Origin of the sequence: Nocardioides sp. J54, assembly GCF_000519005.1 — a bacterium.
Taxonomy (GTDB): domain Bacteria; phylum Actinomycetota; class Actinomycetes; order Propionibacteriales; family Nocardioidaceae; genus Nocardioides.
Genome location: NZ_JAER01000007.1, coordinates 37,332 through 49,981 on the forward strand (window position 1 = coordinate 37,332; position 12,650 = coordinate 49,981).

The 12,650-nt window shown below is 71.8% G+C and carries 11 protein-coding genes; 9 read left to right on the top strand and 2 right to left on the bottom strand.

Features of this window, described 5'->3' with window-relative positions:
- Position 1 precedes the first annotated feature (1 nt).
- On the bottom strand, positions 2-1,468 hold the full coding sequence (locus NOCJ54_RS0106930) for an FAD-dependent oxidoreductase (RefSeq protein WP_084254970.1): 1,467 nt from the start codon (positions 1,466-1,468) through the stop codon (positions 2-4).
- A gap of 44 nt (positions 1,469-1,512) precedes the next feature.
- Between NOCJ54_RS0106930 and pafA the strand changes: the two genes are divergently transcribed.
- The 8 genes from pafA to NOCJ54_RS0106970 all read left to right on the top strand — a co-directional run bounded on the left by pafA (position 1,513) and on the right by NOCJ54_RS0106970 (position 11,164).
- On the top strand, positions 1,513-2,874 hold the full coding sequence (gene pafA, locus NOCJ54_RS0106935; RefSeq protein ID WP_028654918.1) for a Pup--protein ligase: 1,362 nt from the start codon (positions 1,513-1,515) through the stop codon (positions 2,872-2,874).
- A gap of 44 nt (positions 2,875-2,918) precedes the next feature.
- On the top strand, positions 2,919-4,013 hold the full coding sequence (locus NOCJ54_RS0106940) for an FKBP-type peptidyl-prolyl cis-trans isomerase (RefSeq protein WP_028654919.1): 1,095 nt from the start codon (positions 2,919-2,921) through the stop codon (positions 4,011-4,013).
- A 23-nt stretch (positions 4,014-4,036) separates the two neighbouring features.
- Positions 4,037-4,999 (top strand): helix-turn-helix transcriptional regulator, encoded by a 963-nt coding sequence (locus NOCJ54_RS0106945; RefSeq protein ID WP_028654920.1) that lies wholly within the window; start codon positions 4,037-4,039, stop codon positions 4,997-4,999.
- A gap of 238 nt (positions 5,000-5,237) precedes the next feature.
- Positions 5,238-6,257, top strand: coding sequence for a helix-turn-helix transcriptional regulator (locus tag NOCJ54_RS0106950; protein WP_028654921.1), 1,020 nt, complete (start codon positions 5,238-5,240; stop codon positions 6,255-6,257).
- 73 nt (positions 6,258-6,330) lie between these two features.
- Positions 6,331-6,594, top strand: a complete 264-nt coding sequence (gene tatA / locus NOCJ54_RS30200) for a twin-arginine translocase TatA/TatE family subunit (protein ID WP_051485556.1) — start codon at positions 6,331-6,333, stop codon at positions 6,592-6,594.
- Between the two features lie 50 nt (positions 6,595-6,644).
- A complete protein-coding gene (gene tatC, locus NOCJ54_RS0106960; protein WP_028654923.1) occupies positions 6,645-7,487 on the top strand; it encodes a twin-arginine translocase subunit TatC in 843 nt (280 codons plus the stop codon).
- A gap of 21 nt (positions 7,488-7,508) precedes the next feature.
- Positions 7,509-8,378 (top strand): diacylglycerol kinase, encoded by an 870-nt coding sequence (locus NOCJ54_RS0106965; protein WP_028654924.1) that lies wholly within the window; start codon positions 7,509-7,511, stop codon positions 8,376-8,378.
- Positions 8,375-11,164: a DEAD/DEAH box helicase gene (locus NOCJ54_RS0106970; RefSeq protein WP_028654925.1), complete on the top strand. Its 2,790-nt coding sequence runs from the start codon at positions 8,375-8,377 to the stop codon at positions 11,162-11,164. The genes NOCJ54_RS0106965 and NOCJ54_RS0106970 overlap by 4 nt, the downstream gene beginning before the upstream one ends.
- On the opposite strand, the gene NOCJ54_RS0106975 is transcribed toward NOCJ54_RS0106970, so the two are convergent.
- Positions 11,161-12,081: a 5'-3' exonuclease gene (locus NOCJ54_RS0106975; protein ID WP_232221699.1), complete on the bottom strand. Its 921-nt coding sequence runs from the start codon at positions 12,079-12,081 to the stop codon at positions 11,161-11,163. The two genes, NOCJ54_RS0106970 and NOCJ54_RS0106975, sit on opposite strands and share 4 nt — an antisense overlap.
- Before the next feature lie 73 nt (positions 12,082-12,154).
- On the opposite strand from NOCJ54_RS0106975, the gene NOCJ54_RS0106980 reads away from it, so the two are divergent.
- Complete coding sequence (locus tag NOCJ54_RS0106980) at positions 12,155-12,616, top strand: Lrp/AsnC family transcriptional regulator (protein WP_028654927.1); 462 nt, start codon at positions 12,155-12,157, stop codon at positions 12,614-12,616.
- Positions 12,617-12,650 lie beyond the last annotated feature (34 nt).

A 12,650-nucleotide genomic window follows, 5' to 3' on the forward strand; every position in this document is an offset into this window, starting at 1 on the left:
CCTACCCCAACGGCTTCGTCGCCGGCCCCTCCAGAACCTCCCCGTCAGCCCGGAAGCGCGAGCCGTGCAGGGGGCAGTCCCAGGACCGGTCGGCGTCGTTCCACTGCAGGACACCGCCGAGGTGGGTGCACAGGGGCGGCTGGTCCTTGCGGAAGGGGCGGGAGGCGAGGCCGCAGGCCATGTGCCAGCCGACCTCGGCGTTGTACATCGCGGCTCGGCCGGCGCCGAGGACCTCGCGCGGGGCCCAGGTGCGCAGCGCCGAGCCCCAGTGCGGGACGTTGCCGCCGAGGATGTCGGCAGCGAGGAGCAGCGCTGCGGCGGGGGATGTGCTCATGCCCCACTTGTCGAAGCCGGTGACGACGTGGATGTGGTGGTCGCGGGGGAGCAGCGGGCCGACGTACGGCAGGCCTGCAGCCGGCGACTGGTCCTGCGCGGACCAGACGTGGCGCAGCTCGGAGCCGGAGAAGGTCTCCCGCGCCCAGTCGAGAAGCTCGTCGACGCGGTCGGCCGGCGTGCTGCGGCCGGTCACGTGGCCGCCGCCGCCGACCATGAGCAGCTCCTTGCCGTCGACCGGGTCGATGACGGAGCGCAGCGACCGGGTCTGGCGGTCCGACGAGAGGTGGAGGCCCTCGGGCGTCCACGGCGAGACCAGGGTGGCGGCGTAGGACCGCGACGGCTGGAGGCGGGCGAAGAAGGCACCACGGTCGAGGATCGGCTGGTTGGTGGCGAGCACGACGGTTCCGGCGTCGACCACGGCGCCGGACTCGACCTCCAGCCTGACCCGCTCGCCGTCGCGGCGTACCGAGCGCACCCGGGCGCCCTCGTGCACCCCGCCGCCGGCGGCCACGACGTCGGCAGCAAGCGCAGCGAGGACCTCCATCGCGTCGATGCTGATCTGGTCCTCGAGCCGCACGGCGCCGCGCACCTCGAACGGCAGCTCGGTCTCCTCGGTCCAGGTCACGTCGAGGCCGGCCAGCCGGGCGGCGGCGAGCTCGGCCTTGGCCTTGGCCTCGCCCACCTTCGTCGTCGCGTACGTCGTCGCGTGGCCCTCGTGCACGAGCAGGCCGCGCTCCTCGCAGTACCGGCGCAGCCAGGCCTGGCCCTCACGGCCCGCCTCGACGTAGTTCCTCGCCGCCGACGGCGGGTTCGAGCGCAGCACCCGGCTCAGCTTCGTGCCCTGAAGCAAGCTCACCTTCCCGGTGGTGTGCCCCGAGGTGCCGACGCCGATCTGTCGGGCCTCCAGCAGGCTGACCGACTTCCCGGCACGGGCGAGCAGGAGGGCGGTGACGAGGCCGGCCAGGCCGCCGCCGACGACCGCGACGTCGCAGGTGGTGCGCTCCGGGGGTGCGGGGAAGGGGCCAGGCCGGGGGTGGCCGAACCACACGGACCGGCTGTCCGCGGGCCGAGCGGCGGCACCGTCAGCAGTGCCGTCGGCGGTGCGGGCGTCGAAGTTCTCGGGACTGTTCATGCGCGTCCGGTACCCGATACCGCCCCGGCCAGTAATGTGCCTACATGGACCGCCGAATCTTCGGGATCGAGAACGAGTACGGCGTCACGTGCACGTTCCGGGGCCAGCGCCGGCTCAGCCCGGACGAGGTCGCCCGCTACCTGTTCCGCAAGGTCGTCAGCTGGGGGCGGTCGAGCAACGTCTTCCTCCGCAACGGCGCCCGGCTCTACCTCGACGTGGGCAGCCACCCGGAGTACGCCACGCCCGAGTGCGACGACATCGTCGACCTCGTCACCCACGACAAGGCGGGGGAGCGGGTCCTCGAGGGCCTGCTGCTCGACGCCGAGCAGCGGCTGCACGACGAGGGCATCGCCGGCGAGATCTACCTGTTCAAGAACAACACCGACTCCGCCGGCAACTCCTACGGCTGCCACGAGAACTACCTCGTCAGTCGGGCGGGGGAGTTCAGCCGGCTGGCCGACGTGCTCATCCCCTTCCTGGTGACCCGGCAGATCATCGTCGGTGCCGGGAAGGTCACCCAGACCCCGCGCGGCACCAGCTACGCCGTCAGCCAGCGCGCCGAGCACATCTGGGAAGGCGTCTCCAGCGCCACCACCCGCAGCCGCCCGATCATCAACACCCGCGACGAGCCGCACGCCGACGCGGAGAAGTACCGCCGCCTCCACGTCATCGTCGGCGACTCGAACATGAGCGAGACGACGACGCTGCTCAAGGTCGCCTCCTGCGACCTGGTGCTGCGGATGATCGAGGAGGGCGTGGTGATGCGCGACCTCACCATGGAGAACCCCATCCGCGCGATCCGCGAGATCTCCCACGACGTCACCGGCCGTCGCAAGGTGCGCCTGGCCAACGGCCGCGAGGCCAGCGCCCTGGAGATCCAGGCGGAGTACCTCACCAAGGCCCGCGACTTCGTCGACCGCCGCGGCATCGCCACGCCGGTCATCGAGCGGGCCCTCGACCTGTGGGAGCGCACCCTCAAGGCCGTCGAGTCCGACGACCTCGGACTGGTCGACCGCGAGATCGACTGGGTGATCAAGTGGAAGCTGATCGACCGGTACCGCGCCAAGCACGGCCTGCCGATGAGCCACCCGCGCATCGCGCAGCTCGACCTCGCCTACCACGACATCCACCGCGGCCGGGGCCTCTACTACCTGCTGGAGAAGCGCGGTGCCGTCACCCGGGCCACCACCGACCTGCGGATCTTCCAGGCCAAGTCGGTCCCGCCGCAGAACACCCGCGCCCGCCTGCGTGGCGAGTTCATCCGCCGGGCCCAGGAGCGGCGCCGCGACTTCACCGTCGACTGGGTGCACCTCAAGCTCAACGACCAGGCGCAACGCACCGTGCTGTGCAAGGACCCCTTCCGGGCGTACGACGAGCGCGTGCAGCGCCTGATCGACGGCATGTAGCCCACCCGGGCCCCACCGTCAGGGCGAGTCGGTAAGGTTTGCGCGTGCTGAAGCGCCTGCCCCGACCCGCAACCCTGCTCGTCACCTCCCTGCTGCCCGCCTCGCTGGCGCTGGCTGCGTGCGGGAGCGACGACTCGACCCTCGAGGGCTTCGACGCCGTCACCGTGAGCGGGCAGTCCGGCTCCGCCCCGGAGATCGACTGGAAGGGCACGCTCGAGGCCGGCAAGGCGCAGACCAGGGTCATCGCCGAGGGCGACGGCGTGGAGCTCGAGAAGGGCGACGTCGCGCAGATCAACTTCACCGTCGCGAACGGCTTCACGCACAAGGTCAACTACACGACGTACCCCGACGACGAGGGCAACGACTACAACGTCGGCTCCCTGGTCAAGGTCGGCGCGGACGCCGAGCCGCAGAGCGTCGCCGACATCCTGACCCAGGCCGTCGAGATCGAGCCCGGCACGAAGGTGGGCGCCCGGGTCGCGGTGACCGTGGGCAGCGACACCCTGCTCGAGGACTACCTCGGCAACGGCACCGTGCAGCAGGCGATGGCCTCGATGGACATCGGCAACGAGGACGGCCTGCTCATCGTCGTCGACGTCACCGGCGTCGCCGAGCCCGCCGGCGCCCCCGGCAAGGCCCCGGCGTGGGCGCCGAAGATCGTGGAGAAGGACGGCGTCCCGGCCAGCCTCGACTTCAAGGGTGCCCCGGCGCCGAGCGGCAAGCTCCAGGTCGCGACCCTGGTCAAGGGCACCGGCCCGGTGGTGAAGAAGGGCCAGAAGATCCTCGCCAGCTACCTCGGCCAGATCCCGAAGGGCAAGAAGCCGTTCGACGAGAGCTTCAGCGAGGGTCGCGCCCTCGAGGCCGTCGTCGGCGGCCCGAACGCCTCGGTCGTCAAGGGCTGGTCGCAGGGCCTGGTCGGCCTCCCGGTCGGCAGCCGCGTGCTGCTGCAGATCCCGCCGAAGCTGGGTTACGGCAACAAGGCGCAGGGCGAGGACATCCCCGCCAACTCCACGCTGTACTTCGTCGTCGACATCCTCGACGTCGCCGACGTGGAGCCCGCCCCGGAGCCCGAGCCCGAGCCGACCGGTTCCGCGGACCCGGGCGACGGCGCGTCGCCGTCCGGCACTCCCGCGGAGTAAAGCGCAAGGGGCAGAATCGGGACATGCCCGCACCCAAGAGCGAGCGGCTGCTGAATCTCCTCATCATGCTGCTCGTGCAGCGCCGCCCCATCGCCAAGGAGCGGATCCGGGAGCTGCTCTACCCGGACTCGCGCCCGGACGCCTTCGAGAAGATGTTCGAGCGCGACAAGGACGAGCTGCGCAGCCTGGGCGTCCCGATCGACATCGCCCCGATCGACCCCCTCTTCGACGACGAGGTCGGCTACCGGATCCCGCCCGAGGCGTTCGCGCTGCCCGACGTGGAGCTGACCAACGAGGAGGCTGCGGTCGTCGGCCTCGCCTCCCGGGTCTGGCAGCACGCCACGATGGCACAGGCGACCTCGGACGCCGTACGCAAGCTCTCCGCCGCCGGCATCGACGTCGACCTCGACGCCCTCGACATCGCGCAGCCGCTGCTGACCGCCGAGGAGCCCGGCTTCGACCGCTGCTGGCTGGCGGTGTGCGAGCGCAACGAGATCGAGTTCGAGTACCGCCGCCCTGGTGACGACGCGCCGCGCACCCGGCACGTCCAGCCGTGGGGCGTCGTGCGCTACTCGGGCCGCTGGTACCTCGTCGGCTACGACCTCGACCGCGCCGACGAGCGCGTGTTCCGGCTCTCCCGGGTCCAGGGGGAGGTCCGCCTCGTCGGTCCGCCCGGTGCGTACGACGTGCCGACCGACACCGACGTCCGCGACATCGCCCGCCGCCTCGCCCCGCCGTCGGCCACCGAGCACGCCGTGCTGCTGGTCCGCGAGGGCACCGGCCACACCTTCCGCCGCGCCGCCACCCGGGTCGACGTCGGCGTCGACGGCCCCGACGACCGCACCCGCTGGGACCGGGTGGAGCTGGTCCGCTCCACCATGGGCCTGGCCGACGACGTGCTCGCCCACGGCGCCGACGTCGTGCTGCTCGAGCCGGTGGCGGTGCGGGAGCGGGTCGTCCAGCGGCTGGAGAGGGTGGCCGGATGAGGGGGTCGGGGGCTGCGGTTTGGTCCCAAACCGCAACGACACGCCGTACGGAACTGCCGTTCCTGCCCAATCGACGCATTGCCGGCCGTGGCGCGGTGGCTCCCACGCCGTCCAGCTCGCCGAGGGGCTGGATCGGCCCACCTCCGCCCCGAACCCCTCACGATTGGTCACAAACTGCAGCGACACGCCGTGGAGACCTGCGGTTTGGGACCAAACCGCAACCCCCCGGAGCCCCCCGATGAGCCGCGCCACCCCCGCCCCGTCCGGAGCCCGCGACCAGGTCGCGCGGCTGCTGACGCTGGTGCCGTTCCTCCACCACCGCGACGGGGTGCGGCTCGACGAGGCGGCGCGGTTGCTGGGGACGACGTCGGACCAGGTGCTGCGGGACCTGAAGGTGCTGTTCATGTGCGGGCTGCCGGGCGGGTTGCCGGGTGACCTGATCGACGTGGACCTCGACGCCATCCAGTCCGAGGGGGGCGGGGTGATCTCCGAGGGCGTGATCCGGGTGGAGAACGCCGACTACCTCGCGAAGCCGCTCAAGCTCACCGCCGTCGAGGCGTCGGCGATCATCGTGGCGCTGCGGATGCTGCGCGACACCTCGCAGGGGGAGACCCGGACGCTGGTGGCGCGGGTGCTGGAGAAGCTGGAGGGTGCCGCGGCGACCGCGCCGGCGGCGCACGTGGACGTGACACCCTCGCCGCGCGACGTGCAGCAGGTGGTGGTGGCCGACCGCAAGCGGGTGCTCGACGAGGCGGTGGCGGCGGGACGGCAGGTGCGGCTGACCTACTACGTGCCCTCCCGCGACGAGGAGTCCGAGCGGGTGGTCGACCCGCGCGGCGTGGTCAACCACGGCGTGTTCAGCTACCTCGACGCCTGGTGCCACCGCGCGGAGGGGGAGCGGCTGTTCCGGCTGGACCGGATCACCAAGCTCGACGTGCTCGACACCCCGACGGCCACCGACCCGCGCCCGCCGCGAGACCTGAGCGGCGGGCTGTTCGCCGACGTCGACGGGCCTGACCACGTGGTCGCGACCCTGCGGCTGGGCCCGGAGGCGCTGTGGGCCACGGAGTACTACCCGGTGCGCGACGTGCGGGTCGCCGACGACGGCAGCGCGGAGGTCGACCTGGTGGTGGTCGACCGGCGGTGGGTGACCCGGTTGCTGCTCCGCCTCGCGCCGTACGCCGAGGTGGTGGCTCCCGAGGACCTGGCAGGTTCCTTCAGGGACAGTGCCCGGGAAACGCTGCAGCTGTACCGCTGAGCCGAGACGGGCAGTGCCGGCGCGCTAGCATGGTGAGGTCCGCCGTACCTGAGAAGTGAGAGTTGGTCTCCCGATGTCTGCCCTGATCGGAATGCCCCAGGGAGCCGAGTGGCTCATCATCCTGGCCATCGTGATCCTCGTCTTCGGTGCGGCCAAGCTCCCCGACCTCGCGCGCGGCACCGGCCAGGCGCTGCGGATCTTCAAGGCCGAGACCAAGGGCCTGCGCGACGACGAGAAGAAGCCCGCCACGCCGCCGGCCACTGGTGAGCTCACCCCGGCCGACGAGGACGTCGCCGAGGGCGAGATCGTCGACGAGCACCGCGAGAAGAACGCCTGACCCTCGACGCGACCCTGCCCACCCGTGTGTCGACCTGATTGTCCACCTGAATGAGCATTGCCGGAGTCGCGCGACTCCTCGTCGGGAAGCCGGTCCACCCGATCGGCGAGGACGGGCGGATGGCCCTGTCGGACCACCTGCGGGAGCTGCGTGCACGCATCCTGAAGTCCGGCCTGGCCATCCTGCTGGCCTTCGGCATCGCGCTGTTCTTCTTCGACCCGCTGTTCCAGCTGGTCCTCGACCCCTACCTCGCCGCGCAAGAGCAGCTGGAGGCCGGCTCCACCGAGGCGACCACCTCGGGCGCCGCCGGCGGCTTCCTGCTCTACCTGAAGCTGTGCGGCCTCGCCGCGGTCATCGGGTCCAGTCCGGTCTGGCTCTACCAGATCTGGGCGTTCGTGCTGCCCGGGCTGCACCGGCACGAGAAGAAGTGGACCGGCATCTTCGCCGCCGTCGCGGGGCCGCTGTTCGTCGCCGGCATCCTGCTCGGCTACGTGACCCTGCCCAAGGGCCTCGAGATCCTGATCGGGCTCAACCCCGACGAGCTCACCAACCTCGTCGAGTTCAACGACTACCTGACCTTCTTCAGCCGCACCCTGCTCGGCTTCGGGATCGCGTTCGAGATCCCGGTGTTCGTGGTGCTGCTCAACATGGCGGGCGTGCTCAGGGGCAAGACCCTCGGTGCGCACCGGCCGTGGATGATCATCGGCTGCTTCATCTTCGCCGCCGTGATGACCCCGTCCGGCGACCCGTTCACCATGACCTTCATGGCAGTGCCGATGGTGGTGCTCTTCCTCATCTCCGAGGTCATCGCCCGGCTCAACGACCGCCGCCGTGCGGGCCGCTCGCCCAACGCCGGCCTGTCGCCCGACGAGGCGAGCCAGCTGGACCTGTGAGGCCCTGACTAGGCTGGCCCCGTGCCGCGTGTCGTCGTCCTGACCAACCCGACCTCGGGCAAGGGTCGCGCCGCCCGGATGCGTGACGAGGCGCTGCCGCGCTTCCACGGCGCGGGCTGGCACACGACCTCGCTGACCAGCCGCAACGCCGAGGACGCCGTCGACCTGGCGCGCGTCGCGGCGGCCGAGCGCCCGGACGTGCTCGTCGTGTGCGGCGGGGACGGGATGGTCAACGCCGCGATCCAGGCCCTGGCCGGGACGGACGTCCCGCTCGGCATCCTGCCCGCCGGCACCGGCAACGACTTCGCGCGCTACTTCGACCTGCCGCTGCGCGACGGTGCGGCCGCGGCGTCGCGGATCATCAACGGGTCGGTCCGCACCGTCGACGTCGCCCGGGTCGGCGAGCGCTACTTCGGCGGCGTGCTCGCGGCCGGATTCGACGCCGTCGTCAACGAGCGTGCCAACCGGATGCGCTGGCCACGCGGCCAGATGCGCTACAACCTCGCCACGCTCGCCGAGCTGCGCGTCTTCCAGCCGCTGAGGTACGTCCTCGAGCTGGACGGGCAGGAGCGCACCCTCGACGCCATGCTGGTCGCGATCGGCAACGGTCCGTCCTTCGGCGGCGGCCTGCGCATCACCCACGGTGCCGAGCTCGACGACGGCCTGCTCGACGTCGTGCTGATCAAGCCGGTCAGCCGGCTGGAGCTGGTCCGCACCTTCCCCAAGCTCTACGACGGGAGCCACGTGACCCATCCGCAGTACGAGCACCACCGCGTCAAGCGGGTGACGGTGGCCTGCTCCGGCATCGTCGGGTACGCCGACGGCGAGCGCTTCGGCGCGCTCCCGCTCAGCGTCGAGGCGGTCCCCGGCGCCCTGGCGGTGCGCGCATGACCACCCCGGAGCACGACGGGCCCACCGCCGCGGAGCGCTACGCGTCGTACCAGCGGGACAAGGCGCACCCGGTCTTCCGCGACTTCCGGGCCGGCTACCCCTTCCCGCTCGACGACTTCCAGGTCGAGGGCTGCAAGGCGGTCGAGGACGGCGACGGCGTGCTCGTCGCGGCCCCGACCGGCGCCGGCAAGACGGTGGTCGGGGAGTTCGCGGTGCACCTGGCCCTCGAGACCGGCCGCAAGTGCTTCTACACCACGCCGATCAAGGCGCTGTCGAACCAGAAGTACAGCGACCTGGTCGACCGTTACGGCGCCGACCGGGTCGGCCTGCTCACCGGCGACACCAGCGTCAACGGCGAGGCGCCCGTGGTCGTGATGACGACCGAGGTGCTGCGCAACATGCTCTACGCCCGCTCGCAGACCCTCACCGGCCTCGGGTTCGTGGTGATGGACGAGGTGCACTACCTCGCCGACCGTGCCCGCGGCGCGGTGTGGGAGGAGGTCATCATCCACCTCCCCGAGTCGGTCTCGGTGGTCTCGTTGTCCGCGACCGTCTCCAACGCCGAGGAGTTCGGCGAGTGGCTCGAGACCGTGCGCGGCACGACCCGGACCATCGTCGCCGAGCGTCGCCCGGTGCCGCTGTTCCAGCACGTCATGGTCGGTCGTCGCCTGCTCGACCTGTTCGCCTCCTCCGACGTCGACGCCGCCGCAGGGTTCGTGCGCGAGGGCGCGCCGGTCAACGACGAGCTGATGAAGCTAGCCCGCGACGACTGGGCGAGCAGCCGGCTGATGCGTGATCGCCGCTCCCCGCGCAAGGGCAAGCCCGGGTCGTCGAAGAACCCCCGCGCCGTCGGCAACGGCCGCCGGATCTGGATCCCGTCGCGCATCGACGTCATCGACCAGCTGCAGCGCAAGAACCTGCTGCCGGCCATCGACTTCATCTTCAGCCGGGCCGGCTGCGACGCGGCGGTGCAGCAGTGCCTCGACGCCAACCTGCGGCTCACCGACGCCGACGAGCGCGACGAGGTGATCGACTACGTCGAGCGCACCCTCGGCGGCCTGCCCTCCGACGACCTCCACGTGCTGGGCTACCACGACTTCCTCGACGCCGCCTCGCGCGGCATCGCCGCCCACCACGCCGGGATGCTGCCCGCGTTCAAGGAGTGCGTCGAGGAGCTCTACCTGCGCGGGCTGATCAAGATCGTCTTCGCGACCGAGACCCTGGCGCTGGGCATCAACATGCCGGCCCGCACGGTGGTGCTGGAGAAGCTGAGCAAGTGGAACGGCGAGACCCACGCCGACATCACGCCAGGGGAGTACACCCAGCTCACCGGCCGGGCCGGTCGCCGCGGCCTCGACGTCGAGGGCCACGCCGTCGTGCTGTGGCAGCCGGGGATGAACCCGCGCGAGCTCGCCGGACTGGCCTCGACCCGCACCTACCCGCTGCGCTCGAGCTTCCGGCCGTCCTACAACATGGCCGTCAACCTCGTGCACTCCTACGGCCGGCACCGCTCGCGCGAGCTGCTGGAGCAGTCGTTCGCGCAGTTCCAGGCCGACCGCGCCGTCGTCGGACTGGCCCGGCAGCTGCGCAAGGCGGAGGACGCGCTCGCCGGCTACGCCGAGGCGGCCCAGTGCCACCTCGGTGACTTCATGGAGTACGCCGGGCTGCGGCGCCGGATCTCCGAGCTGGAGAAGGAGGCGAGCAAGGTCCGCCGCCAGGACCGGCGCAGCGAGGCGGAGGCCTCGCTGGAGCGGCTGCGCCCCGGCGACGTCATCGTCGTACCGGTCGGCAAGTTCGCCGGCCCGGCCGTCATCGTCGATCCCGGCCTGTCCGAGGGCGGGCACCGGCCGCTGGTCATCACCGCGGAGCGCCAGGGCCGCCGGCTGGCGATGATGGACTTCCCGACCCCGGTCGAGCCGGTCGCCCGGATCCGGTTGCCGCGCAAGATCGATGCCCGCAACCCGCACCAGCGCAAGGACATCGCGCAGGCGGTCCGCGAGGCTGTGCGCGCACTTCCGCCGTCGGTGACCCGGCCCCGTGCCGAGCGTGGCCCCGTGGACGCCGAGACCGCCCGCGAGATCTCCTCCCTCCGGGCCCAGGTGCGTGAGCACCCCTGCCACGGCTGCGCCGAGCGCGAGGACCACGCGCGGTGGGCGGAGCGGCACGCGAAGCTCGAGAAGGACACGCAGACGCTCGCCCAGCGCATCGAGCGGCGGACCAACACCGTCGCCCGCACCTTCGACCGGGTGTGCGAGGTGCTCGAGGCGCTGGAGTACCTCCACGAGGACGAGGTGAGCGACCGCGGTCGCGGCCTGATGCGGATCTACTCGGACCTCGACCTCGTCGCGGCCGAGTCGCTGCGCCGCGGGCTGTGGGACGACCTGTCGCCGTCCCAGCTCGGTGCGGTGCTCTCCGCGCTGGTCTACGAGGCCCGGCGTCCCGAGGACGCACCGCCGGCCGTGCCGGGTGGCGCGATCTCGCTGACCATCGACGAGATGATCCGGGTCTGGGCCGACCTCGAGCGGCTGGAGCGCGAGCACCGGCTCGACTTCCTGCGTCGCCCGGACCCCGGGTTCGCGTGGACGGCGTACCGGTGGGCGGAGGGCCATGACCTCGACGAGGTGATCACCCGCAACGACCAGACGGCCGGCGACTTCGTCCGCCAGATGAAGCAGCTGATCGACTTCGCCGGCCAGATCGCCGACGCCGCGGCCGGCACACCGGTGCGTGACAACGCCCGGGCGCTGGTGAAGCTGCTGCGCCGCGGGATCGTCGCCTCGGACTAGGGCCGGGCCAGCACCTCGGTGAGCCGGGCGACCGGGCTGGACAGGCCCCACTCCTCGACGAGGGCGTCGAGGCGCTCCGGGTCGCGAGGGCTGCGGGGGAGGTCGAAGCCGTCGCGCGGCAGGTCGATGTCGCGAGCCACCGCGACCACGGTCGGCGCCACCTCCAGGTACGCCGCGGCGTCGCGGATCCTGGTGCGCGGGCCGGGGCCGAGGTCGCTGGCGGGGTCCTCGACCGCGGCGAGGATGCCGGGGATGTCGTCGTACTTCTGCAAGAGGCTGGCGGCGGTCTTCTCGCCGACCCCCTTCACGCCCGGCAGGCCGTCGGAGGCGTCGCCGCGCAGGGTCGCGAAGTCGGCGTACTGGTCGGCGCGCACGCCGTACTTGCCGAGCACCCACTCCTCGTCGACCCGCTCGTGGCGGCCCACCCCACGTCCGACGTAGAGGACCCGCACCCCGGCCGCGTCGTCGACGAGCTGGAAGAGGTCACGGTCGCCGGTGACGATGTCGACCGGCATGCCGGCGCCGGTGGCCAGGGTGCCGATGACGTCGTCGGCCTCGTAGCCGGGGGCGCCCACCACGGCGATGCCGAACGCACCGAGCACGTCGCGGATGACCGGCACCTGGAGCTCGAGCGGGTCGGGCACCTCCTCGACGTCCGGGGCGCCGGCGACCTCCTCGACCACGCGGTGCGCCTTGTAGGTCGGGATCAGGTCGACGCGCCACTGCGGGCGCCAGTCGTCGTCCCAGCAGCAGACCAGGTGGCTGGGCTCGTACTGCTCCACGAGCTGGGCGATGTAGCCCAGCAGCCCGCGCACCGCGTTCACGTTCGTCCCACCGGGGGACAGGATCTCCGGCGAGCCGAAGAAGGCACGGAAGTAGAGGCTGGCGGTGTCGAGGAGCAGCAGGCGGTCCGTCACCCGGCCAGACTAGGGCGTGGCGCCGCGGCGAGACATCACGGCACGAGCGGCTCCGGCCCACTAGGGTGGCCGTGTGAGTCAGAGCAGCAATCCAGCGGTCGAGGCGACCGACCGGCAGATCCTGGAGCTCCTGGCCAAGGACGGGCGGATGTCCTACACCGATCTCGGGCGGGCGACGGGGCTCTCCACCTCGGCCGTGCACCAGCGGGTCAAGCGACTCGAGCAGCGCGGCCTGATCCTCGGTTACGGCGCCACCGTGAACTACGCCGAGATCGGGCTCCCGCTGACGGCCTTCATCGCGATCCGTCCGATCGACCCCTCCCAGCCCGACGACTGCCCCGACCGCCTGGTCGACATGCCCGAGATCGAGTCGTGCTGGTCGGTGGCCGGCGAGGAGTCCTACGTCCTCAAGGTGCGCACCGCATCGCCGGCGGACATGGAGGGCCTGCTCGGCCGCATCCGCACGGCCGCGAACGTCTCGACGCGGACCACGATCGTGCTCTCCACCTACTACGAGAACCGCCCGGTCAGCTGACCGCGCGGCACAGCACCGCTCCGACGCAAGCCGA

Coding starts and splice junctions, on each gene's coding strand:
- NOCJ54_RS0106930 (WP_084254970.1), bottom strand. CDS start 1,468: ATGAACAGTCCCGAGAACTTCGACGCCCGCACCGCCGACGGCACTGCT.
- pafA (WP_028654918.1), top strand. CDS start 1,513: ATGGACCGCCGAATCTTCGGGATCGAGAACGAGTACGGCGTCACGTGC.
- NOCJ54_RS0106945 (WP_028654920.1), top strand. CDS start 4,037: ATGCCCGCACCCAAGAGCGAGCGGCTGCTGAATCTCCTCATCATGCTG.
- NOCJ54_RS0106950 (WP_028654921.1), top strand. CDS start 5,238: ATGAGCCGCGCCACCCCCGCCCCGTCCGGAGCCCGCGACCAGGTCGCG.
- tatA (WP_051485556.1), top strand. CDS start 6,331: ATGTCTGCCCTGATCGGAATGCCCCAGGGAGCCGAGTGGCTCATCATC.
- tatC (WP_028654923.1), top strand. CDS start 6,645: ATGAGCATTGCCGGAGTCGCGCGACTCCTCGTCGGGAAGCCGGTCCAC.
- NOCJ54_RS0106970 (WP_028654925.1), top strand. CDS start 8,375: ATGACCACCCCGGAGCACGACGGGCCCACCGCCGCGGAGCGCTACGCG.